This is a genomic window from Paenibacillus sp. J31R109, assembly GCF_059692055.1.
This window is the reverse complement of the sequence record NZ_JCAUAR010000002.1, coordinates 534,076-557,873: the sequence shown is the minus strand read 5'-3', so window position 1 is coordinate 557,873 and position 23,798 is coordinate 534,076. Positions and strand designations below refer to the sequence as shown.

The 23,798-nt window shown below is 45.2% G+C and carries 27 protein-coding genes and 1 riboswitch; of the genes, 25 read left to right on the top strand and 2 right to left on the bottom strand.

The window, feature by feature from the left end; translation table 11 throughout:
• The first annotated feature begins 10 nt into the window (after positions 1-10).
• The 8 genes from AC58QT_RS08225 (at position 11) to sigF (ending at position 6,418) form a co-directional block, all read left to right on the top strand.
• A complete protein-coding gene (locus tag AC58QT_RS08225) occupies positions 11-865 on the top strand; it encodes a purine-nucleoside phosphorylase (RefSeq protein WP_497408498.1) in 855 nt (284 codons plus the stop codon).
• 153 nt (positions 866-1,018) lie between these two features.
• Positions 1,019-1,465 carry a flagellar protein gene (locus AC58QT_RS08220; RefSeq protein WP_497408497.1) on the top strand — a complete coding sequence of 149 codons (447 nt, stop codon included), beginning with the start codon at positions 1,019-1,021 and terminating at the stop codon, positions 1,463-1,465.
• 147 nt (positions 1,466-1,612) lie between these two features.
• Positions 1,613-1,996, top strand: a complete 384-nt coding sequence (locus tag AC58QT_RS08215) for a cupredoxin domain-containing protein (RefSeq protein WP_056614567.1) — start codon at positions 1,613-1,615, stop codon at positions 1,994-1,996.
• Between the two features lie 94 nt (positions 1,997-2,090).
• Positions 2,091-3,392, top strand: a complete 1,302-nt coding sequence (locus tag AC58QT_RS08210) for a pyrimidine-nucleoside phosphorylase (protein WP_497408496.1) — start codon at positions 2,091-2,093, stop codon at positions 3,390-3,392.
• A 170-nt stretch (positions 3,393-3,562) separates the two neighbouring features.
• Positions 3,563-4,738: a D-alanyl-D-alanine carboxypeptidase family protein gene (locus AC58QT_RS08205; protein ID WP_497408495.1), complete on the top strand. Its 1,176-nt coding sequence runs from the start codon at positions 3,563-3,565 to the stop codon at positions 4,736-4,738.
• 116 nt (positions 4,739-4,854) lie between these two features.
• On the top strand, positions 4,855-5,208 hold the full coding sequence (spoIIAA, locus tag AC58QT_RS08200; protein ID WP_310223353.1) for an anti-sigma F factor antagonist: 354 nt from the start codon (positions 4,855-4,857) through the stop codon (positions 5,206-5,208).
• A complete protein-coding gene (spoIIAB, locus tag AC58QT_RS08195; protein WP_057312135.1) occupies positions 5,205-5,651 on the top strand; it encodes an anti-sigma F factor in 447 nt (148 codons plus the stop codon). Before spoIIAA ends, spoIIAB begins: the two co-directional genes overlap by 4 nt.
• 11 nt (positions 5,652-5,662) lie before the next feature.
• The gene (sigF, locus tag AC58QT_RS08190) at positions 5,663-6,418 is read left to right on the top strand and encodes an RNA polymerase sporulation sigma factor SigF (RefSeq protein ID WP_028554229.1); all 756 of its coding nucleotides are present in this window, start codon (positions 5,663-5,665) and stop codon (positions 6,416-6,418) included.
• Positions 6,419-6,547: 129 nt separating this feature from the next.
• Here sigF and AC58QT_RS08185 read toward each other — a convergent pair whose 3' ends face one another.
• The gene (locus AC58QT_RS08185) at positions 6,548-6,757 is read right to left on the bottom strand and encodes a DUF378 domain-containing protein (RefSeq protein WP_310223357.1); all 210 of its coding nucleotides are present in this window, start codon (positions 6,755-6,757) and stop codon (positions 6,548-6,550) included.
• A gap of 191 nt (positions 6,758-6,948) precedes the next feature.
• Here AC58QT_RS08185 and AC58QT_RS08180 point away from each other — a divergent pair, with 191 nt between their 5' ends.
• The 15 genes from AC58QT_RS08180 to ytfJ all read left to right on the top strand — a co-directional run bounded on the left by AC58QT_RS08180 (position 6,949) and on the right by ytfJ (position 20,736).
• The gene (locus tag AC58QT_RS08180) at positions 6,949-7,581 is read left to right on the top strand and encodes a stage V sporulation protein AA (RefSeq protein ID WP_310223360.1); all 633 of its coding nucleotides are present in this window, start codon (positions 6,949-6,951) and stop codon (positions 7,579-7,581) included.
• A 5-nt stretch (positions 7,582-7,586) separates the two neighbouring features.
• Positions 7,587-8,000, top strand: a complete 414-nt coding sequence (locus AC58QT_RS08175; protein WP_497282772.1) for a stage V sporulation protein AB — start codon at positions 7,587-7,589, stop codon at positions 7,998-8,000.
• A gap of 24 nt (positions 8,001-8,024) precedes the next feature.
• Positions 8,025-9,653, top strand: a complete 1,629-nt coding sequence (locus AC58QT_RS08170) for a spore germination protein (RefSeq protein ID WP_497408494.1) — start codon at positions 8,025-8,027, stop codon at positions 9,651-9,653.
• Positions 9,654-9,816: 163 nt separating this feature from the next.
• Positions 9,817-11,148: a diaminopimelate decarboxylase gene (gene lysA, locus AC58QT_RS08165; RefSeq protein ID WP_497408493.1), complete on the top strand. Its 1,332-nt coding sequence runs from the start codon at positions 9,817-9,819 to the stop codon at positions 11,146-11,148.
• A 116-nt stretch (positions 11,149-11,264) separates the two neighbouring features.
• The gene (locus AC58QT_RS08160) at positions 11,265-11,696 is read left to right on the top strand and encodes a peptidylprolyl isomerase (protein ID WP_497408492.1); all 432 of its coding nucleotides are present in this window, start codon (positions 11,265-11,267) and stop codon (positions 11,694-11,696) included.
• A 209-nt stretch (positions 11,697-11,905) separates the two neighbouring features.
• Entirely contained in the window at positions 11,906-13,090 is a 1,185-nt protein-coding gene (locus AC58QT_RS08155) for a hypothetical protein (RefSeq protein ID WP_497408491.1), read from the top strand.
• 165 nt (positions 13,091-13,255) lie between these two features.
• Positions 13,256-13,430, top strand: a riboswitch (FMN riboswitch).
• 229 nt (positions 13,431-13,659) lie between these two features.
• Positions 13,660-14,769, top strand: a complete 1,110-nt coding sequence (ribD, locus tag AC58QT_RS08150; protein WP_497408490.1) for a bifunctional diaminohydroxyphosphoribosylaminopyrimidine deaminase/5-amino-6-(5-phosphoribosylamino)uracil reductase RibD — start codon at positions 13,660-13,662, stop codon at positions 14,767-14,769.
• Positions 14,770-14,785: 16 nt separating this feature from the next.
• Positions 14,786-15,457: a riboflavin synthase gene (ribE, locus tag AC58QT_RS08145; protein WP_497408489.1), complete on the top strand. Its 672-nt coding sequence runs from the start codon at positions 14,786-14,788 to the stop codon at positions 15,455-15,457.
• A gap of 12 nt (positions 15,458-15,469) precedes the next feature.
• The gene (locus AC58QT_RS08140) at positions 15,470-16,699 is read left to right on the top strand and encodes a bifunctional 3,4-dihydroxy-2-butanone-4-phosphate synthase/GTP cyclohydrolase II (RefSeq protein WP_497408488.1); all 1,230 of its coding nucleotides are present in this window, start codon (positions 15,470-15,472) and stop codon (positions 16,697-16,699) included.
• Positions 16,700-16,774: 75 nt separating this feature from the next.
• Entirely contained in the window at positions 16,775-17,245 is a 471-nt protein-coding gene (ribH, locus tag AC58QT_RS08135) for a 6,7-dimethyl-8-ribityllumazine synthase (RefSeq protein WP_028554240.1), read from the top strand.
• Positions 17,245-17,889, top strand: coding sequence for a site-2 protease family protein (locus AC58QT_RS08130; protein ID WP_497408487.1), 645 nt, complete (start codon positions 17,245-17,247; stop codon positions 17,887-17,889). The genes ribH and AC58QT_RS08130 overlap by 1 nt, the downstream gene beginning before the upstream one ends.
• 16 nt (positions 17,890-17,905) lie before the next feature.
• Entirely contained in the window at positions 17,906-18,697 is a 792-nt protein-coding gene (locus tag AC58QT_RS08125; protein WP_497408486.1) for a segregation and condensation protein A, read from the top strand.
• Positions 18,681-19,286, top strand: coding sequence for an SMC-Scp complex subunit ScpB (gene scpB / locus AC58QT_RS08120; protein WP_497408858.1), 606 nt, complete (start codon positions 18,681-18,683; stop codon positions 19,284-19,286). The genes AC58QT_RS08125 and scpB overlap by 17 nt, the downstream gene beginning before the upstream one ends.
• Before the next feature lie 133 nt (positions 19,287-19,419).
• Entirely contained in the window at positions 19,420-20,124 is a 705-nt protein-coding gene (locus AC58QT_RS08115; RefSeq protein ID WP_497408485.1) for a DUF2953 domain-containing protein, read from the top strand.
• Positions 20,125-20,250: 126 nt separating this feature from the next.
• A complete protein-coding gene (gene ytfJ, locus AC58QT_RS08110) occupies positions 20,251-20,736 on the top strand; it encodes a GerW family sporulation protein (RefSeq protein ID WP_310223382.1) in 486 nt (161 codons plus the stop codon).
• A 61-nt stretch (positions 20,737-20,797) separates the two neighbouring features.
• On the opposite strand, the gene AC58QT_RS08105 is transcribed toward ytfJ, so the two are convergent.
• Positions 20,798-21,409, bottom strand: coding sequence for a TetR/AcrR family transcriptional regulator (locus AC58QT_RS08105; RefSeq protein WP_497408484.1), 612 nt, complete (start codon positions 21,407-21,409; stop codon positions 20,798-20,800).
• A gap of 187 nt (positions 21,410-21,596) precedes the next feature.
• On the opposite strand from AC58QT_RS08105, the gene AC58QT_RS08100 reads away from it, so the two are divergent.
• Positions 21,597-22,355, top strand: coding sequence for an SDR family oxidoreductase (locus AC58QT_RS08100; RefSeq protein WP_497408483.1), 759 nt, complete (start codon positions 21,597-21,599; stop codon positions 22,353-22,355).
• Between the two features lie 209 nt (positions 22,356-22,564).
• The gene (locus AC58QT_RS08095; RefSeq protein WP_497408482.1) at positions 22,565-23,758 is read left to right on the top strand and encodes a D-alanyl-D-alanine carboxypeptidase family protein; all 1,194 of its coding nucleotides are present in this window, start codon (positions 22,565-22,567) and stop codon (positions 23,756-23,758) included.
• Positions 23,759-23,798 lie beyond the last annotated feature (40 nt).

The window sequence follows — 23,798 nt, the reverse complement described above, 5'->3', positions numbered from 1 at the left end:
GGAGATTATCATGACATTGTCTTACATACAACAAATTAACGAGGCTGCAAGCTTCATACAAACGCGATTAGGCAGCGTATCACCATCCATTGGACTAGTTCTAGGTTCAGGCCTTGGTGATATGGCGAATCAAGTTGAGCAGCCAATTGCAATTGATTATAGTGAGGTTCCACATTTTCCTATATCGACTGTTGAGGGGCATGAAGGTCGGTTTGTCGTTGGTACCCTAGAAGGTAAACAAGTTATCGTGATGCAAGGTCGTTTTCATTATTATGAAGGCTACGATATGAAAAAAGTCGTGTTTCCCGTGTACGTAATGAAAGCGATCGGGGTACAGACCGTTGTGATGACGAACGCTTGCGGCGGGATGAATCGTTCTTTCCATGCGGGTGATTTGATGTTGATCAGTGATCATATTAACATGACAGGTGACAACCCACTGATTGGGCCGAATCATGCAGAGTTAGGTGTTCGTTTCCCGGATATGTCCGAAGCGTACAATCGTGAATACCGCAGTCTTGCTCGTAAGCTAGCAGCTTCTATAGTCGGAGAGGACGGTACTCCGCTGCAACTGCAAGAGGGTGTGTATGCCGGAATTACGGGTCCCACCTATTGTACGCCTGCAGAATTAACGATGCTGGCACGTATTGGCGGCGATGCGATCGGTATGTCTACCGTAGGTGAAGTAATTGCAGCGCGCCACGCGGGGCTAAAGGTACTCGGTATTTCTTGTATCACAGATATGGCAATTGGTGAAGAACTTGAGCCTTTGACGCATGAACAGGTTGTGGCTGTCGCCAATCGGACGAAGCCTAAATTTATTGCTTTGGTCAAAGCCTTTGTTCGCGAAGTTCAATTGGGATAAATTGGATCAGGATAACCATGGTTTTTGCGAAATTGAGCGCCTTAAGACCTATCTATCCTATGGGACTCATGATAGAATATAGTTAATTAGAACTATATTCGAGGATCATATCTCAGAGAGATGTGACCTACCCATAGAAGGATGTGCTGGAGCATGTCAATTCCTCAACAACTTTTGGTAGCCAATTGCCCGCGCTGCGGGAAAGTGTTTCAACGTAATTTGCGAAATCAATGCATGGAATGCAGCACAAGTATGAACGATCAATTGAAGCATTGTGTCGATTATCTTCGTAGAAATTATCGTTCATCCAACGAACAAGTTTGTGCTGTGATAGGCGTTTCCAGCATTCAATTACAAATGTGGATGAAGGAAGGCAAGTTGCCGCTTTCAGATTATCCTAATTTGAGTTATCCATGTGCTTCCTGTGCGGAGCCCATTCGTGAACATAAGTTGTGTGTAAGTTGCAGCACCCGTATCACTCGTGATATTAGAAAGCTTACAGACAATGGAACCGTACAGCAGCGAATGAAGCAGCCTGAATTGAAACCTCAGGGAATCACAGGTGGATTCAAAATTAGTGATCGTTGGAATCGCGTGTAATTTGCTGTGGAATGGGCAATAGTAAGATGGAGTTCAGTTCACAAATTCGTCACGAAATAGTCAAAGTTTTGCCACGTACTAGATATGGGATTATTCTCTGATGTTAGGTAGAATAGATGAAGTGAACACACGATGAGGGGGATATGCATGCAAAAGTGGATTTTCTTTGTACTATTTATACTTGCGGGCGCATTGGGGCTGGGAGTCCTCTTTCAAGATATTTCTGATCGCCAAGAGGCACAGGAAGCTGAGGCTGCCGCTGGTAAAATGCAACAACTAAAATTGGTTGCTTCAAACTGGCAGTTCGATACGCCAGAGTACACAATCAAAAAAGGTGAGCCTACAAAAGTATCTTTATCTTTAAAAGAAGGCGTACATGCGGTTGAAATTGTTGGGTTAGATATCAAACTTGATAAAGAAAACCCTTCGAAAGAAATTACTTTCGATAAGCCGGGTACATATGAAATCGATTGTGTTCTTCCTTGCGGCGAAGGACATGCCAAAATGAAATCCAAACTAATTGTACAATAATCTTTATAGATGACAGATAAGAGGGGGCTTATTAGCTCCCTTTTTTCCATTTTCCAAAATGTGAGGTAAGATGGATGTTAAAGGAGGTATTCTCATGAGAATGGTTGATTTAATACATAAGAAACGCGTTGGTGAAGCGTTAACAGAACAAGAAATTACGTTTATCATTACGGACTACACGGCAGGACAAATCCCCGATTATCAGATGTCTGCCTTCTTAATGGCGACTTTCTTGAATGGCATGACAGATGAAGAAACATCGTTTCTTACTTTGGCCATGGCGGGTTCCGGTGAAATGATTGATTTATCTGCAATCGCCGGCGTGAAGGTTGATAAACACTCTACAGGTGGTGTGGGTGATAAGGTAAGTCTCATCGTAGGACCCGTTGTCGCTTCGCTAGGCATCCCAGTGGCCAAGATGTCTGGAAGAGGCTTGGGACATACGGGGGGGACGTTAGATAAACTAGAATCGATTCCAGGTTTTCAGATCGAGTTATCGAAGGAAGCTTTTATCGAAGCGGTGAATACGAACAAAATTGCCATTGTTGGTCAGAGCGGTAATCTAGCCCCCGCCGATAAGAAAATCTACGCCTTGCGCGATGTGACAGCGACAGTCGATAGTATCCCTTTGATTGCCAGTTCCATTATGAGTAAGAAGATTGCCTCTGGTGCAGAAGCGATTGTTTTGGATGTAAAAATCGGATCGGGTGCTTTCATGAAAACGGTGGAGGATGCGCGCGTTCTTGCACGTACGATGGTGGACATCGGAACTCGCTTGAATCGGAAAACCATCGCGATGATTACGGATATGGATCAGCCGCTTGGCCGCGAAATCGGTAATGCGAATGAAATTCGAGAGTCTATCGATGTGCTTCGCGGAACAGGCGATGCGGAGCTAACGGAAGTTGCCATTTCCGTAGCAGCTTATATGACAGTCCTGGGCAAGGTGTTTACTTCCTTCGAGGAAGCACAGGAAGCTGTTCGTGACATCATCACGAAGGGGAAGGCGTTAGACACGTTCAAGCGCTTTATCGCTAGCCAAGGCGGCGACGCACGCGTTGTTGATCAGCCTGAGTTATTGCCAACGGCCGCATATCATATGGAGGTTAAAGCACAGCAAGCTGGCTTCATTAACGAGATTCAAGCTGAGAATATCGGAATTGCGGCTATGCTGTTAGGCGCGGGGCGAGCGAAGAAAGAAGATTTAATCGATTATGCCGTCGGTCTCACACTGAATAAGAAAATTGGAGATGCAGTCCAAGTAGGTGAATCCATTTGTACCATTCATGCGAACCGACTAGATGTGACTGAGGTTGAAGCTATGATTCTTGATGCTTATCAGATTACCTCAACACAGCCAGCACAGAAGCAATTGATTTATGATGTCATTGAATAGTTCATGTTGCGAGAGAGCACTTTCCTTCGGGAAGGTGCTTTTTGTCTTTATGGCTTATTTTCACCCTCATGGAATAATTTAGAGGGAATTCGTCAACACTGATTAGCAGTCATTCATGCTGCAAAATGCCAAACTTTCACTTCATACATCTCAGGAGGGGTACAATTGCTATGCGAAAAAAAGGGCTAATCAGTTTTATTTGTTTACAACTAGGTGTGATGCTGGTCCTGCCGTCGATATATGCGGCGGAAACCAAGGTACAGCCAGTGGATCTAACACCGAATGCGTTATCGGCTGTTCTGATGGATGCGGATACCGGTACGGTGATCGCGGAGAAAAATAAGGACGCGAAGCTTCCTCCGGCGAGTATTACGAAAATTATGACAATGTTGCTGATTATGGAAGCGATCGACAAAGGCACCATCAAAATGGATGAAAAAGTCAGTGTAAGTGAATATGCTGCTTCCATGGGCGGTTCACAAATTTTCTTAGAACCTGGTGAGCAAATGTCTGTTCAGGAAATGCTGAAGGGAATCGCTATGGCATCTGGGAATGATGCTTCGGTAGCCATGGCTGAGAAAATTGCCGGCTCAGAAGAAAATTTTGTGGCCATGATGAATGAACGTGCAGGGCAGCTTGGCATGAAGAATACGCATTTCTCGAACTGTAATGGACTTCCCGTTGCGAATCACTACACAACAGCTAATGATATTGCCGTTATGTCGAGAGAACTGCTGAAGCACGAAGGAATTACGAATTTTACAGGTGCTTACCAAGATTATTTACGCAAAGATTCACCTAAGCCATTTTGGCTTGTGAATACCAATAAACTTGTGCGCTTTTATAGTGGTGCTGATGGTTTGAAAACGGGCTATACCAGCGAAGCTAAATTCTGTCTGTCTGCAACTGCAAAACGAGACAATTTAAGGGTCGTGGCTGTCGTGTTAGGTGAACCTAATACCAAAACGCGTAACGCCGAAGTGACGAAGCTGTTTGATTATGCTTTTGCTCAATATACGAATTACCCTTTATTCAGAACAGGCGATAGCTTGGGTCAGTTTACGATAAATAAAGGGCAAGTATCGACGGTCCCTTTAGTTGCGAAGCAAAACTACAGTATCTTAATGAAAAAAGGGACGGACACGGCGAATATCCGACATGAATTGCAGTTAGATCCTAGCTTGCGAGCTCCTGTAAGTGAAGGTCAGGCGATTGGTAAAATTATGGTGTACAACGGCGATACAGTCTTGGCAGAGTACCCGTTAGCGTCTCCTCAAGCTGTAGATAAAGCCTCTTGGTGGAAGTTGTTCAAGCGGACAACCTCAAATCTATTTCACACGGATTAGCTAATCGACGATTATTTTGCCTACTTTTAGCGGTTTTCTTCTAGTTTTGTCGGAGGGCAGGAAATACAAGAAGCCTTGTAGAAACTAGTGTTCATGACCTGAAGGGAGTGAACATATTGGGCCTGCAAATCGAGTTTGAGCAAGGTAGAAGAGCGCTGATTGTAAGATTGAAAGGCGAGTTAGATCATCATGCAGCGGATAGTGTGAAGGCGAGGATGGAAGATGCGATTGCCAAGGAGCAGACGCACCACTTAATTCTTAGTTTGAAAGACCTCTCCTTTATGGATAGCTCAGGGCTAGGCGTCATCCTTGGTCGTTACAAGCAAATCACGAGCAAGGGCGGCAAAATGGTCGTCTGTGACGTGTCACCGGCCGTTTATCGTTTGTTCGAGCTTTCGGGTATGTTTAAGATTGTATCGATTCAAGATAACGAGCGTAATGCAATGTCCAGTTTGGAGGTTGCTTTATGAGTGAACGTAACTTTATGACGTTGCAGTTTGCCAGTCGTTCCGAAAATGAAGCCTTCGCGCGAGTAGCAGTGGCTGCATTCGTTTCCCAATTAGATCCAACCTTAGATGAATTGACGGATATCAAAACGGTTGTGTCAGAAGCCGTAACGAATTCGATTATACATGGTTATAACAATAATAAGGATGGTGTCATTACCATTTCGGCAGAAATTGATGATGACACCATTCGGTTAACGATTGAAGACAAGGGTGAAGGTATTGCTGATCTTGAGCAAGCGAAGGAGCCCCTGTACACGTCGAAACCAGAACTCGAACGTTCTGGAATGGGGTTTACCATTATGGAAAATTTCATGGACGAAGTGGAAGTTGTGACGGCCGTAGGCATCGGAACGAAAATAAACATGTTGAAGCGAATTGAATCTAAAAAAGCTTTATACAATTAGGGGTAGGATCTATGGATGTTGATCTGAAGCATGCTTCTCATAGTTATTTAGACGATTCGGAAGTCAAACGGTTAATCGCCCTCAGCCAATCCGGAGATGGACTCGCTAGAGAAACACTTGTCAGCTGCAATATCCGCTTGGTGTGGTCCGTGGTTCAGCGCTTTTTGAACCGTGGGTACGAAGCCGAAGACTTGTTCCAGATCGGGTGCATTGGACTGCTTAAGTCTGTGGACAAATTCGATCTATCTTATGATGTCAAATTCTCAACGTATGCCGTCCCGATGATAATCGGGGAGATCCAGCGGTTCTTGCGGGATGATGGCACGTTAAAGGTAAGCCGCTCGCTGAAGGAACTTGCGAACAAAATTCGCAAGACGAAAGATGAGCTTTCCAAACGATTAGGAAGATTGCCAACCATTAAAGAGGTCGCTGAGGAACTTATGATAACGCCGGAGGAGGTCGTATTCGCGCAAGAAGCGAATAAACCGCTTTCGTCGATTCATGAGACGGTATTTGAGAATGATGGTGATCCCATTACACTCATGGACCAAATTTCGGATGAATCCGGGGAGAAATGGTTTGAGAAGTTAGCTTTGAACGAGGCGATTGGGACGCTTTCTGAGCGAGAACGACTCATTGTCTACCTCCGTTATTTCCGTGATCAGACGCAATCTGAGGTAGCTAGCAGGCTTGGCATCTCGCAAGTACAGGTATCGCGTTTGGAGAAAAAGATTTTACAATCGATTAAAGATCAGATTGCGCAATAACTTCCCTTACAAGGGGATAATAAACCGTGCTCCTAAGGGAGTACGGTTTTTTACCTGTTTAGACAGTTAGCCGCTAATTCCCCAAGAGCTTCTCGTGGGTGATGAGCGGCTTGTTCCCTGATTGATAATCTACCGAGCTGAATAACGGTCTACGGTATAAAATCTTACGCAATAGATCCCGCATAAACCAACGAGGGAATAGACGATACGACTTAACCCTGAAGATTCACGGTGTGAATCCCCTCCCAGTAAGGCAGAAACTAAATCCCATTCGAAAAGCCCAACTAGAAGCCAATTCAGCGCACCAATGATGACGAGTGTTAGCGCGAATTTTGCCATGTTATCACCTTCTTTATATGGAATAAGTAATCGTATTCCCTATTTAACATGCCTTGCCAAAACAGACTTTATGCAAGGAGAATTTACCAGATCTCGAATTGATTACGCGAAGGAATGATTTTGCATACTATTTCTATACATGGACGACTGCAGCCAGAATTGTCATTGTTAAGCTCTGAGAGGGGTGAACCATGGTCCAGGCAGTTAACAAATATTTGTATATTCGACTTCGTCGCAAAGCGCGAGTACGTAAAGGTCATATCGTGAGACTGCACCATATTGCACAGCTATTTGTGGAGCCTGAATATGAACAAGCTCTGAACGAATTGGTCATTCATCAACCCCAGCAAGAGGACGGGAATCGGGTGCTTATCGATATGCTTTTGATCATTCGTAAAGTGAAGAAACGCTTTCCAGAGCTGCAGGTTGAACATTTTGGTGAACCACATGTGCTGTTAGAAATATACACCGATAATAAGAAAGCAAATCCGCTTCTTATCGGAATCGTATGGCTGCTTTTATTTATTGGTTCAGGACTGGCAATTATGAATTTCCATGCAGATGTCTCGATGCTTGACGTTCATCAGCGTATTTATGAGTTGATGACGGGTAAAAAGGTGGAACATCCGCTTATTTTGCAAATCCCCTATTCGATTGGTATCGGAGTAGGGATGGTTCTCTTCTTTAATCACTTGTTTAAGAAGAAATTTAATGAAGAGCCGAGTCCACTCGAAGTTGAAATGTTTATGTATCAAGAAAACATTAATCATTATGTGATAACAGAAGAGTATTCGAAAATCCATGATGAAGGTGAATCGAAGTGATTAGGCTGCTTGGGGAGGCTTTCCTTGCTGCTTTTATCGGGTTAGCTGGAGGGATTACGGTTGGCAGTGGTATGGTTGCCTTCTTAGTTGTGCTGGATATCATTCCTAGATTGGCACAAATCACTCGGTCCTTTAACAAAATCCGCGCTTATGAAGCAGCAGTTGTTCTTGGTTCATTAGGGTTTACTTGGGTGGATTTCAGTGACTTACATATGCATTTATTTCCTATGGGGGCTGCGCTGTTTGGTTTATTTGCGGGCTGTTTTGTAGGCTTACTTGCCGCAGCACTGACTGAAATCGTCAATGTTCTGCCGATATTGGCCAAACGAGTAGGGATGGATTCCTATCGAATCATGTTACTGATGGCTATGATTCTCGGTAAAGTAGTTGGCTCCTTATTTGAATGGATATTTTATTAACGGGCGGAGGAAGGTGGCACACAAATGAAATTTATTGTTAAAAATGGTCCATCTAGTGAAGAAGGAAACACAGAAGAATCTCAGGAAGAAATGAAGCGGGATCATCATGATGAACCACTCGCCGTTGATGCCGAAGGGAATCTATCTGCTTATAATCCGATTACGAATATGACGCCAGAAGAAAAACAATTGAAGATTGAAGAAGATATTCCGAAGAATCTTCATGATGTGCAGCGTGTCTTGGAAGAGCGGGTCGGATTAAATCGAAGTTTTGATCTTGTGATGAGAGAGATGGTATTTGGCGCAAAACGCGTTGGCATCTTTTACTGCAACGGATTCGCCAAAGATACGGTATTGACGGACATTATCACTCGTCTGACTTATGCAGATAGTGAGGCAGTAGCCCATCATACCTTGGAAACTTTCATTGAAAAACTGATTCCACATATTCAAGTAAAGCATTATACGAAAATGTCTGAGATCGTGGGACAAGTGTTAATGGGTGGGACCGCCTTCTTTATCGAGGGAGTAACAACGGCCATCGCAGTTGATGCCAAAACCTTTCCTATCCGGTCGATTGCTGAACCTGATTTAGAGCGAGTCGTGCGAGGTTCGCGCGATGGTTTTGTAGAAACCCTTTTAACAAACGTAACCTTGGTTAGACGCCGTATTCGCGATGAGCGTTTTAAATTAGAAATCATGCAAATCGGAAAGCGAACCAAGACAGATGTCTGTATTGGTTATATAAATGATATTGCGGATGCGAATCTCGTCCAAACGATTAAAGATAAAATGAAACAAGTCGATATTGATGGACTGCCATTAGGTGAGAAACAATTAGAAGAAATGATCGTTAATAAGGGCTGGAATCCCTATCCGATGGTGCGCTATTCAGAGCGGCCCGACGTAGTTTCTGCGCATCTATTAGAAGGTCATGTCTGTGTGTTTGTGGATACTTCACCCAGTGTCATGATCTTACCGACGACCTTTTTCCATCATGTACAGCATGCGGAGGAATATCGAAATACGCCTTTCATTGGTACCTATTTAAGGTGGGTTCGGTTTGCTGGGATTATGATGTCCATCTTCTTGCTCCCACTTTGGTATTTGATGGTGATGGAGCCCTCCTTAAAACCAGCGGGCCTAGAATTCCTAGGTCCACAGAAGGAAGGAACCTTACCGCTCCTCCTGCAATTCTTAATTGCAGATATAGGGATTGACCTCATGCGAATGGCCGCCGTGCATACCCCGTCACCGCTTGCAACCGCGATGGGCTTGGTGGCGGCAATCCTAGTTGGAGACATTGCGGTAAAGACAGGGCTCTTTATCAATGAAGTCATCCTCTATCTGGCTCTGGCTTCCATTGGGATGTTCGCAACACCGAGCTATGAATTAGGGTTAGCCAATCGAATTGTAAGGCTAGCGTTATTAATAACGGTGTCTATTTTCGGAGTTCCCGGCTTTGTCATTGGTTCCACCTTATGGCTCATCCTTTTGGCTGCGAAGAAGTCGTATGACGCGCCTTATATGTGGCCATTTATCCCATTTAATGCCAAGAGCTTTTTCTCAATCTTACTGCGCCGTCCGGTACTCGCTAGCAAAACAAGACTAAGCATAACGAAGCCAATAGATGGTACTCGTCAACCTGAATAATAAGATGCGGGAAGGGCTGGAATGATCCAGCCCTTTTTTGTTTGTTCTAGGCACATGTATTGTCAAATACGCGTGCACTATGGTACTTTTATTAGTATGTATGCGACCTCTTTAGCGGAATTTGGCATAGGGAAGGTTCAAGTAGAGAGGGGAAAATATAGCTATGTATTTACATGGTACCAGTAAAATAAATGACCAAGGCCATCTCGAAATTGGCGGTGTCGATACGACGAAGTTGGTTGCCGAATATGGCACGCCTCTCTATGTATTCGATGAGTCACTTGTGCGTCAGCGCTGTCGTGAGTTCGTTGAAGCTTTCAGTGCTTCTGGGCTGAAGTTTCAAGTAGCCTATGCGAGTAAAGCATTTTGTGTCATGGCTATGTGCCGCATTGTAGAAGAAGAAGGAATGTCGCTGGACGTTGTATCCGACGGCGAGCTATATACAGCTCTTCAAGCTGGGTTTCCTGCTGAACGGATTCATTTCCATGGTAATAACAAAACGATTTCAGAAATGGAAATGGCGATTGATGCCAAAATTGGCTGTTTCGTCGTTGATAACTTTATCGAGCTGCAAATGTTAAATGCGATTGCGGCGGAGAAACGCCAAAAGGTGAAAATTTTATTGCGGATTACGCCAGGGGTTGAGGCGCATACGCATGAATATATTTCAACAGGTCAAACAGATTCCAAATTCGGTTTCGATTTGGGGAACGGCTCCGCATTCCGCGCAGTTCAAGAATCTTCACAGCTTTCCAATTTAGACCTATTGGGCATTCATTCGCATATTGGTTCACAGATTTTCGAAGTAGAAGGATTCCGTATTGCTGCTGAGAAGATGGCTGAGTTCGCCATTCATGTGCGTACAGAATTAGACGTCACGTTTAAAGTAATTAACCTTGGCGGTGGCTTTGGTATTCGTTATGTTAGCGAAGATACACCACTTCCAGTGGCTGTATACGTCAAAGCGATTACAGATGCGATCAAAACAAACTTCGGCAGCAACGGTTACCCGCTTCCTGAGATTTGGGTTGAGCCCGGCCGCAGCATCGTTGGTGATGCAGGTACAACGCTTTACACGGTCGGTACAACAAAGGATATCCCTGGGGTACGCAAGTATGTCGCTGTGGATGGCGGAATGACGGACAATCCGCGTCCTGCGCTTTACGATGCTGTTTATGAAGCGGGACTTGCTAATCGTGCGACTGAGCAGCCAGTTGAGGTTGTTTCAATTGCCGGCAAATGCTGTGAAAGTGGCGACATGTTAATCTGGGATGTGAATCTGCCGAAGGTAGTGGCAGGTGATATTCTAGCGGTGTCGAGTACGGGGGCTTACAATTACTCGATGGCTAGCAACTATAACCGCATTCGCAGACCGGGTGTTGTTTTCGTCAAAGACGGCCAAAGCGACCTTGTCGTGAAACGTGAATCTTTTGATCAAATCGTTGGCAATGACGTGATTCCGTCGAGAATGAAACAGGTAAGCAAGACGGTCTAATCCTTTTATACTACGAGCAGGAGGCCCTTCGTTAATGAGGGTTCCTTCTGCTGTTTGTGTAATGCTGTCATTCATAGTAGAATAAGATATTATTTCCTAAAGGAGTGAACCACACAATGGCAAAACAAGCAAAAATTCAACTAGCAGGTGGCGGAGAGGTTATCATCGATCTTTTTGAGAAAGATGCACCGAACACTGTCGCTAACTTTGAAAAACTAGCAAACTCTGGTTTCTACAACGGACTTAACTTTCACCGCGTTATTCCAGGATTCGTAGCACAAGGTGGTTGCCCAACTGGAACAGGTACTGGTGGCCCTGGTTACCAAATCAACTGTGAAATCAACCCGAACAAACATGAGCGTGGCTCCCTAGCTATGGCACATGCAGGTCGCAACACAGGCGGAAGCCAATTCTACATCGCTTACCAACCGCAACCACATTTGGATGGCGGACACACTGTGTTCGGTAAAGTATCCAAAGGTATGGAACTTGTTGATGCTTTCAAAGGCAAAGACAAAATGGAAAAAGTAGAAGTAGTAGAAGTATAATAACAAGCAAACACAACTGCTCGGACTTCTGTCTGGGCAGTTTTTGCTTTTATGTGAGGTAAAAGGGCTGCTTGAGAAGTACAAAGCTTGGGAATCTATTGATGAGAGCGGGCTTAATGCGAATAGATGGATTTTCACTACGTTAGAACACACGCCCATATGGATACGTCAAACTTAAAAAGGGAATACGTATGGAAGGTGATATTTGTATGAGAAAGATTTGGCTTTGGTGTGTAGGAGCAGGTTCAGGGATGGTTATACTAGGTTTATTAACTTGGACACGAGCAGATCTCCCGATGTTAATTGTTCAAAGTCCGCAAGATACAGCATTGATCTCTGAGGTAGATAGGCCTGAAACGTCCTCAGGAACGGTGAGAAGATCTCTGATTGAGCAGCTCACCGTTGAGCTTAGCCAAGTCCATGAACCTATCCGTGATATGACGGAATGGCTTCAAATACGAAGATCGTCATACGATTCCCAGAAAGAGCCGTTAGACGTCATTCGGACAGACCTGGATCAAGATGGTTTTTTGAATGAATGGGTTACCGTGCTAGCGGAGGATATCCTAGATGAGCAAACAGGCGTTATCCGAGCGCGTAAGTCATATGGGGTTGTTATTCATTTGAAAGACGACCAATATACACTCCAGAGTTTGAGTTTTTCATCTGTGAATAATGGCCGAGCAAAAGTTATGACCATAGAAGACCTGACAAGTGATGGCAAGCCTGAAATCGTTTGGGTGTCATCAAATAACGGGGCACATACCACCTTCTCCGAATACACAGTGTCTTCATGGGCAACCGGAAAACTTGAAACCTACATGGGAACAGCAGTAATAGCTAGTTTAACCCATGCAGTAGTTCAAGATAGGAGGCTTCAGCTATCAGGTGGTCTAATTGATTCTGTTGGTGCTGGACCATGGCAGCAGGAATTCACGGAGTCGTATGCCATTGTTCAAGATAAGCTCAAGCGGATCGGGCGAGTCTATGCGCAATCACCTACACCTTACCACCGTCTGATAAGTGGCATGTGGGCTGAATCACACGGTTATCAGGAGCAAGCGATACGTGATTATTCGGAAGCCGCCGAGATGAAAGCTTTGTCATATCAAGATTATGCTTTTATTTTTGAAGGTGAATGGGTACAAGGTGGAATAAATACCGTGAAGGAAGCCGAGTTCGACCGTACGATCAAACGCTTCGGTTTACTACGGAAGGAACTTTTAACGGCAGTGTCCAAAGGTGTTGACCATCAAACGGCTTGTTTAGCGGCACAAAAGAAAACTGGCTTCGACATAACCTGGCTAACGTTCCTGAACGCACCAGCAGGCTATGCGAATCCGCATTGGGAAGAAGCAACAATTTGCTCAGATATTGCGTTGTTAAAGCCGTGAATTCATAGTGAAATCAACCATATGGAGTTCCAAATCCATGAATTCCGACAAGTTTTATCAGAAAAAATGAAAAAAGACCTTGCAATTTTCATGCATGAGTGATAAATTTTTGTTTAATAAAGAAAATAAGTAGCTAAGGTTAGTTACTATTTCTTTTATAGTATGCAAAACCTTCGGGGCGTGGTGAAATTCCACACCGGCGGTGATTCGCACACATGAAGATGGTTGCGATCAGTCCGTGACCCGTTGTGAAGCTAGCGGTATCTGACAACAGCTTCGCTACGGTTGACCTGGTGTAACTCCGGGACCGACAGTATAGTCTGGATGGGAGAAGGAAAATGCGAATGCCAATTCGCTAGCATGCTTGTTCATTTTTTCACATTAACAAAAATTCGGCAGGTCTGTCTGTAGAGACGACTTCGTCGGTATTGTTTGATTTGAAGAAAAATGCAACAGGCGTATTAGCTGGTGTTTATTCGTGTTATCTAAACAATCTCTGGCCCCCATCCGAAAGCGGAAGGGGCTTTTTTGCGTTAGATTCAAAAGGCGTAAGAAGGCGGTGAACATCCATGCAGCTATTGAACGACGAAGCCTATATGAGACTCGCGTTACAGATGGCAGAGAGCGCACTCGGTCAAACCGGGATTAATCCTGTTGTAGGCTGTGTGCTTGTTAAAGAGGGCCGGATCGTTGGCATGGGCGCACATCTCCAACGTGGTCATGGGCATGCCGAAGTGCTGGCGTTGCAAATGGCAGGTGCAGAAGCGAAAGGAAGCACAGCTTATGTGACGCTTGAGCCATGCAGTCATTACGGTAAAACACCGCCCTGCAGTGATCGCCTCATCGAGGCTGGCGTATCCCGTGTCGTTGTCGCGGTGACAGATCCGAATCCATTAGTTGCCGGCACAGGCATAGCCAAACTGCGTGCGCATGGTTTGGAAGTCAGTGTAGGCTTGCTTGGTGAAGATTCCGCGAAGTTGAACGAAGTGTTCAACAAATTCATTGTCACACGTATGCCATTCGTGACGATGAAGACCGCGAGCACACTGGACGGCCGCATCGCGTCCAAGACCGGCGACAGCAAGTGGATCACATCCGAAGCGTCGCGTGCTTTCGTTCATACCCTGCGCCACCGGCATCAGGGTATCCTCGTCGGCGTCCAGACGATCATCGCCGACGACCCGCAGCTGAGCACGCGAGGCGACGTACCGGCTGTGCAGCCGGTACGCATCATCGCGGACTCGCAGCTGCGAGTCCCGCTCGGCGCCCGCGTGCTCACCGAGCAGGATCGTCAGCCGACGATCCTGCTCGCAAGCGCACAGGCGTCCGCGGAGCGGCGTGCCGCGCTGGAAGCGCGCGGCATCACGATCCTCACCTGCGGAGACGGCCCGCAGGTGGATCTGACGCTCGCCATGCAGCAGCTGGGCGAGCGCGAGATCGGCTCCATCCTCCTCGAGGGTGGAGGCCGATTGAATGGCGCCATGCTGGAGCGGCGCCTCATTGATAAGCTGGTGCTGATGTTTGCGCCGAAAATTATCGGCGGTGGCGGGGCAGCACCTGTCAACATCCACTTCGACGGCTACGCGAAGATGGATGACGCGATTACGCTCGACCGACTGCGAGTCGAGCAATTCGGACCGGACATTTGTATGACCGGTTACCCGATGTATAAGAGCTAGAGAATGGAGGAGTGGCATGTTTACCGGCATTGTTGAAGAAATCGGCCACATGCGCCGCATTCATAGTGGTGGGCAAGCGATGGTACTTACCATTGGCGCCAAAAAAATATTAGAAGATGTTCATCTCGGAGACAGTATTTCTGTGAATGGAGTATGCCTTACCGTCATTTCCTATGATAGTGACTCATTCTCCGTGGATGTCATGCCTGAAACATATCGAAAGACGAATCTTCGCAAGCTACAGTCTGGCACGCGTGTGAATTTGGAGAGAGCGATGGCCGCGAATGGTCGATTTGGCGGACACATCGTACAGGGGCATGTAGATGCAACAGCAACCATTGTTTCTCGAACTCCGGAAGAGAATGCTGTCGTGTACCGATTCGAGCCTGAGAATCCGCATATTTTTCGCTATATGATTCCGGGGGGTTCAATCACGATTGATGGCATTAGCCTTACGATTGTAGATGTCACAGAACATGATGTATCGGTATCGATTATCCCGCACACCCTTGCACAAACCGTTCTACATGACAAAAAAGCTGGAGATACTGTCAACATTGAATGTGATGTGCTCGGCAAATATATGGAACGACTGCTTAAATTTGGTCCTGCGGAATCTTCTGTTCGCGGGGAGTCTAAGAAAAGCACACTGACTGCAAGCTTTTTAGCAGATAATGGCTTTATGTAAGGAGAGGTGTATATGACACAACCCATTAGGTTTAACACGATCGAAGAAGCCCTTACGGATTTGAAGTTAGGGAAAGTAGTTATTGTTGTGGATGACGAGGATCGGGAGAACGAAGGCGATTTTATTGCCCTGGCAGATAAAACGACCCCAGAAGTGATCAACTTCATGATCAAAGAAGGACGTGGACTTGTCTGTACTCCGATTACTGAAGATAGAGCGAGAGAGCTTGATTTACCGCCGATGGTAGCGCGTAACACGGATTATCATGGTACTGCTTTTACGGTTTCGGTTGATCATACAGATACAAGTACCGGGATTTCGGCCCATGAGCGTTCTAGAACGATTCAAGGTTTGATTGATCCAACGACGAAGCCTCAGGATTTCCGTAGGCCTGGTCACATTTTTCCTTTGATCGCCAAAAAAGGCGGTGTTCTCCGTAGAGCTGGTCATACGGAGGCAGCGGTTGATCTTGCAATTCTTTGTGATTCGTACCCAGCGGGTGTGATTTGCGAAGTTATCAAAGAAGATGGCACAATGGCTCGTGTTCCTGATCTTATGGAAATTGCCGCGAAGCATGAATTGAGCATCATTACGATCCAGGATTTGATTCAATATCGGAATCAACAGGAAAATTTAGTGAAGCGAGAAGTCGAAGTGGATTTGCCTACCGATTTTGGTACATTCAAAGCAATCGCTTATACGAATCAATTGGATGACAAAGAACATGTAGCTCTTGTAAAAGGGACGATTGACCCATCCAAGCCTACGTTGGTGCGTGTCCATTCCGAATGTTTGACTGGCGATGTGTTCCACTCTCACCGTTGTGATTGCGGTCCACAGTTAGAAGCTGCGTTAAAACAGATTGATGCAGAGGGCAATGGTGTATTATTATATATGCGTCAGGAAGGTCGCGGCATCGGTTTAATCAATAAATTAAAGGCATATGTCCTTCAAGAGCAGGGATTAGACACGGTAGAAGCGAATATTAAGCTTGGATTTGCTCCTGATCTTCGTGATTATGGCATTGGTGCTCAAATCTTAAAAGATCTTGGTATTACGAAGCTTCGCCTATTAACGAATAATCCGCGCAAAATCAAAGGCTTGGAAGGCTATGGCCTCGAAGTGGATGAGCGTGTTCCGATCCAGATGGAAAGCAAGAAGGATAACCTGAATTATTTGCAAACGAAACAACAGAAGTTAGGCCACATGCTGAATTTCAACGATGTCGGCAAGGGCATTTAATTTTAGTTACGAGTAGATTCTATAGATCGCATAACAAACCACTAATACGCTTTAACAGAAAAGGAGATTCTTATCATGGCTACAATTTATGAGGGACATTTAATTTCGCAAAACTTAAAATATGGGATTGTTGTAGGTCGTTTCAACGAATTCATTACTTCCAAGCTGCTTGGCGGCGCACAAGACGCGCTTAAACGTCACGGTGTGGACGAGAACGAGATTGATATCGCTTGGGTTCCTGGTGCATTTGAACTTCCTCTTATTGCTCAAAAGATGGCGGAAAGCGGTAAGTATGACGCAGTGATTACCCTTGGTGCTGTTATTCGTGGTTCAACGCCGCATTTTGATTATGTGTGCAGCGAAGTAGCCAAAGGTGTTTCTGCGATTAACTTGAAAACTGGCGTGCCTACGATTTTCGGTGTATTAACAACGGATTCCATTGAGCAAGCTGTAGAACGTGCAGGAACGAAAGCAGGCAACAAAGGTTGGGAAGCTGCCGTAACTGCAATTGAAATGGCGAATTTGACGAAGCAATTCACTTCGTAATGCTGGCTTATTACCATTTGGAAACATTGCTGCCCAGGCTGTTTGCCTTCCTAATAGCCATGACCCTGCATGATACCGCTCATGCAGGAGTTGCCTGGTGGTTAGGAGATCGAACAGCCCGAGACAGCAAAAGATTATCGCTAAACCCCTTGGCACATTTAGATGTCTTGGGGCTAGCGATGATTATATTCGGACCCTACGGATGGTCAAAGAAAATTCCAGTAGAGCCTAACCATTTTCGCAAGCACAAAAGGCTTTCGCATACCCTAGTTTACCTAGCGGGACCTGTGACGAATCTCGTACTTGTTCTGTTTTTTTGGTGGTTATATTTTTATTTACCTTCACTTTTGGGTTCTTCAGCAGCAGAGTCGATGGCCATCGAACAATGGCGTGTTTATTTGCAATATTGTGTAATTGTTAACTTAATGATTGGACTCATACATATGCTGCCGCTTTATCCGCTGGACGGATGGTACATCTGGAGAGGCTTCGTTTCTCCTCCGAAACAGCGCTGGATGGCAAGACATGAAATAAAAGGACTTATTCTTGTAATCGTTTTAATGGTTACCCCGATTGGTCAATTAGCGCTTAGTCGCATTTATCCATATGCCGTACAAGTAATTATGCATCTTTATTCACTATGACAAGGGGAAGAACGACATGAAGGTTACGTATAAGTTAGAAGTATTTGAAGGTCCCCTTGATCTATTGTTGCATCTGATTGATAAAAATGAACTCGACATTTACAATATTCCGATCAAAGACATTACAGATCAATACCTTGGGTATGTACAAGCCATGCAGGAGCTGGAGTTAGATATTACGAGTGAGTTTCTAGTTATGGCAGCCACGCTGCTCTCCATTAAAAGCAAAATGCTCTTACCTAAGCCGCCTGTCATTGAATTTGACGAATATTTTGATGATATGGATGATTCGTTAGACCCGCGCGCAGAGCTCGTTGCCAAGCTGATTGAATATCGGAAATATAAATCGATTGCGGATATGCTTCGTGACAAAGAGGTAGAGCGCAGCCTCGTATACACACGTGAACCAGAGGATTTAACCTCGTATTTGCCGGAGCTTCAAGAGAATCCGGTGGAAGGGCTGGATGTTGCTGATTTACTGATTGCTTTTCAACGAACACTGCGTAAACTTTCAAACCGTAACGTCGTAGCGCGGATTAGGCGCGATGAGATCTCGGTAAAGGATCGAATTCGTGAGGTTGTTGATTTGCTCAAAATAAAAGGTGGTAAGCTATTATTCTCCAAGCTATTCGATTATGAGATGACGCGAGAAGAGATAGTCGTCACTTTTCTAGCCATTCTGGAGTTGATGAAAATGAAGAAAATTACATGCTACCAAAACCAGCTTTTTGAAGATATCGTCATTCAAGCCAAAGAGGAGGGATCCGACCTTGACACTCAACTTCCAACAGATGAAATCGATTATTGAAGGACTTCTCTTCGCTTCTGGCGATGAAGGTCTAGATCTCAAGCAACTTGCTGAAGTGATGGAGCTTGATGCTTATGTGATTAAAGATTTACTGAAAGATATGCGAACGGATTTCAAACGAAAAGGGCGCGGCGTCCAAATTGTAGAGGTTGCGGGAGCTTACCAGCTGACAACGCTGGCGGAGCATGCTCCTTATTTTGAACGACTAGCCTATACGCCGTCACGTTCTTCGCTCTCACAGGCTGCCTTAGAGACATTGTCCATCGTTGCGTACAAACAGCCTATCACGCGCGTAGAGATCGAAGAGATCCGCGGCGTCAAGTGTGACCGTGCACTCGCTACCTTAACGGGGAAAGATTTAATTACGGAGGTTGGACGAGCCGACGCGGTGGGAAGGCCTATCTTATATGGGACATCCAAACAATTCTTAGAATATTTTGGTCTTAACTCGATTCAAGAATTGCCAGACTCAGCAAATTTCCAAGGTAATTTTGACCTAGAGGAAGAGACACGCATGTTATTCGATCGGTTAGGTGGAGACCAGAAGCAACTAACACTGGACGATGTGAGTGACGAGCACTCCGAATAGAACGTGAACTAAAGCTTATCCAAACATGCATTTCATTTCCTCTAAGAGGTCATACTAACTCCACCTGCGAGAAGCTTTCTTCCTGTAGGTGGAGTTTTTTACATGCCGTTTTATTTTGACTGAGGAGGCGTAAGTGTTGCTGTGGGTAGGATTGGCCGTCTTGGTTGTTATTATTGCCAGTATCGTTGTGCTGTGCAGTTTTATGCGCGGTGAGTTTTATTTCTCCCGAGTTAAAGATAACGATACGCTTTCCGTGGAGATGCGGGGGTTGTTTGGACTCGTGCGATATCGGTATGTGATCCCTATCATTCAATTCAAAGGATTCACCCAAGGGATTTTAATTAAGTCAGAAACTGTAACGAAACATGATGCTAAGCTAAAAGATGAAACGAGAGATCATATTACCAAAGATAAAGTCATTACCTTCTACAAGGAATCCAAAGATGTCCTTGTACATACGTTGAATTTATATGGCTGGATGAAGCAAACGTTGGCCAAAGTGGAGTGTACGGAGCTGAAATGGATCACTCGGGTAGGACTAGGTGATGCGCCAGAAACGGCGATTACGACAGGGGCGGTATGGGGAATTAAGTCATCGCTGCTGGGGTTCGCCATTCGATATGTGAAGTTGATTGCGAAGCCGCGTGTAGATGTCATTCCACAGTATAACGAGAAGCAATTTGCGACGGAGTTTCGATTTGCTGGTCGTATCCGCGTATGGTTTGCCGTTACTGCAGGCATACGGTTATTGTACCGAGCAGCTAAGGTCAAAGGGGGTATCCGCAGCTGGATCCAGTTCGCGCTGAAGGCCAGAGCTAGATTTAAACCTGCATCCTGAGTCGTACATAACCCCATGCCAGTAAGGGCACTCTAGAACTGAACCATATTTGTTCTTTTGAGTTCTTGTTGCTTGAGCTTTCGATGCCAGTATGTATGGCGAAAAACGCTAAGGAGGAATATGAAGATGTCCGAACACCCGATTCAAGGCCTCATGAAAGTCGCCATGGAAAATATAAAAGAAATGGTCGACGTAAACACAATTGTCGGTGATCCGGTCGAAACGCCAGATGGAAGTGTCATTATGCCGATCTCCAAAGTGGGATTTGGTTTCGCGGCAGGTGGCAGTGAGTTTGTGACAGACTCTGAAATCGAAATCGAAAGCGGGTCAATGAACCGTGGAGATGCACTTAATGCTAAAGTTGCGTTGCCATTCGGTGGCGGTAGCGGTGGCGGGGTATCCATTACACCAATTGCTTTCCTAGTCGTGGGTAAGAATGGTGTGAAGGTCGTGCCGCTAGACAACCAAACGCATATTCTGGAGCGTCTCATCGATTCTGCACCGCAGGTTGTGGACAAGATTCAAAGTATGATCAAAGGGATGTCAGCGAAGCCGTCTGTACCTGCTTCAACGAACGTCACCAACGTCGAGAATCAGAATTTTATCGTGTAGCATCTGGTCATCATGAGCTGTCCTTTGTGGACAGCTTTTTTCTTTGTGATTTGTCCTGGCATCAATCCATCGTACCTTTCACTGCCGTTTTGGCAGACGTTGGTCGCCAATTTACCAATCGGATAAGTTGATCCTGCATATACGCGGGTGAATATTTAAAATCACTTTCGACCCAATGGAAAATGAGACCGAGCAGCGCATGTATCGCATAAATACTGAGTAGTTCTTGATCAATAGCGCTATCTTGTTCGGAATAGATAAGTTCTTCTTGTGTGATTTTTTTCAAGGCGGTAAACATCTTCTCTTTTAATTTAGGAAGTACATCACTTTTGGTTAAGACGGTATACATACCAGCGTTTTGATAAAAGTGTTCAAATATTTGGACTGAAGTGGCCGTCAATTCATTGATGCGGAACACTTCTACATGTTCATAGGGTGCGCGGAAGGATTGAAGTAATTGCAAGGTCAAATTGTCAATGACTTCATCAAGCAGTTCTTCTTTGCTTTCGTAATTGGCATAAAAAGTGCCTCGATTATAGTTGGCACATTCTACAATTTCAGTAATCGAAATGGTGGAGAACGGTTTTTGAGCCATAAGCGAAAGCAGTGCTTCCCTTAAAGCTAGTTTGCTTCTTACGACGCGGCGATCCGTTTTTTTGGTGTTTTCCGACATTTCGGCTCATTCCTTTTTGACGATAGTGAACACATCCGAGCATTTTGTACAGTAGCTAACAAAAGCTCGTTTTTTACTGATTGTTTCAAACTTGAACCTCTATTATACTCCAATTGTAAGAAGTTCTATAGGCACATTTCAAAGAAGAATTCGCATCGAAAATACGGTTCATTTGGAGGAATAATAGATGAAACTTACAGGAAAAGTAGCTATTGTTACAGGTGCAGCGTCAGGTATGGGGAAAGCCATAGCAGAGTTGTTTGCGACGGAAGGTGCGCAAGTTGTCGTTTCCGATCTTCGGGTAGAAGCGGCTCAAACTGTTGTATCGGGCATTGCAGAAAAAGGTGGTTCTGCCATCGCTGTTGCCGCCAATGTTGCAAAAGAAGAAGATGTACAAGCTTTAATAGATGCGGCAGTGAAGGAATACGGCACCGTCGATATTTTAATAAATAATGCTGGAATTATGGATAATTTTGTTCCTGCTGGAGATGTAACGGACGAGCTATGGGAGCGTGTATTTACAATTAACACGACGGGTGTTATGAGAACAACACGTAAAGTCCTTCCTATTTTTACGGAAAGAAAAAGTGGTGTGATTGTGAACATTGCCTCTGCAGGAGGACTGAATGGGTCTAGAGCGGGAGCAGCCTATACAGCATCCAAGCATGCGGTCGTTGGCTTCACGAAAAACGTAGGGTTTCAATATGCCAATCTAGGAATTCGCTGCAATGCGATCGCACCTGGTGGTGTAAGCACGAACATTGGGACAACAATTACTTCGCCAAATCCGTTCGGGATGGAAAGAGCGATGGCTGGGATGGGCTTGAATCCACGTGCTGGTGAGCCAGCGGAAATCGCAAAGGTAGCCTTATTCTTGGCTTCCGATGATGCTAGCTTTGTCAATGGGACAGTTGTTACGGCTGATGCGGGTTGGACAGCTTACTAAGCTATACAACATCTAAATATAAAAAGTTTAGCCTGTTGATTATTCAACAGGTTTTTTTGTTGTTTTAGCTCAACTGTCGCTTCCCTTGGGATAGCATCGAATTCTCGGACATATCCCTCGTCCAACCGCATATACTTGTACAAAGTTTTATCTGTAGATTCGAACTAACATGTGTACAAGTTCGCTCGTGTGGGAGGATAACCAAAACGATGAAAACCAAACGCCAGTTCTTCTTCATTTGCTGTGCCTTGATTGGAATATTAATCGCGCCATGGTCCTATGTAGACGCCGCGCCGCCAAGCATTCATACCAATGCCGTTGGTGCTTCGCTCGTTGATGTGGAGTCAGGTCGGGTCCTTTATAGTGAAAAAGGGGACACGCCTATGCGAATAGCCAGCTTGACCAAAATTATGACCGCGATCATTGCCATTGAGCAAGGTGATCTGGGGAGTATGGTCAAAGTCAGCAAGAACGCATTTGGGAAAGAAGGGTCTTCGATTTATTTGAAGCTTGGGGAAGAAATGCGACTTCATGACATGCTCTATGGACTCATGATGCGTTCGGGCAATGATGCGGCTACTGCAATTGCAGAGCATATCGGTGGAAGTGTAGATGGCTTTGTCTATTTGATGAATGAAAAAGCGCAAATGCTGGGGATGGATCATTCCCATTTCACGAATCCATCAGGGCTGGACGAAGGTGAGGGTCATCGCTCAAGTCCGAACGATATGGCGAAGCTGACAGCTTATGCACTTAAAAATAGTGTTTTCGCCGACATTGTGTCTACGAAGTTGAAGAGAGTACCTAACCCGAATGAAACATGGGATTACTCCTGGTTGAACAAGAATAAGATGCTCTCCATGTTCGAAGGAGCTGACGGTGTAAAAACTGGTTATACGAAGCTGGCAAAGCGTTGCTTAGTATCTTCAGCTACTAGAGACGGGCAGCAGCTTGTCGTTGTTACTTTGAATGATGGCGATGACTGGGCAGATCACGCGAGATTGCTTCAATACGGCTTTGCGAATTTCCCACTGCAGACGTTAGTGAAGAAAGGGGATGCGATCGAAGGAACCCCTTGGGTGGCAAGCCGAACCTTTAAATATCCACTTGCAGAAGGTGAATATGTGAGCCTATCCCACAAAGTGACTTCGGTCGATCCGATGACAACAGAGTATCGTCTAGCGGAGCGCGGCTCTTTACAGATCTTATTAAAGAACAAGTTGATCCAAACAATTCCGATCTATGATAAGACGAATCCGTTGTTAGCCGTACCGGAGAAAGCGACGTTTTCATTTCAACCCAGCTCTCCATATAAAGAGACAATACTGACAAAGTATGGGTATATCTGCCGAATGCTTGTACAGGGACTGTTTAATCTTTCTGGCTCTCAATGGGCGGATTGATCGGTGGCAAGAATAGGGCAAAAGTCGCGTTGTAAGGAGG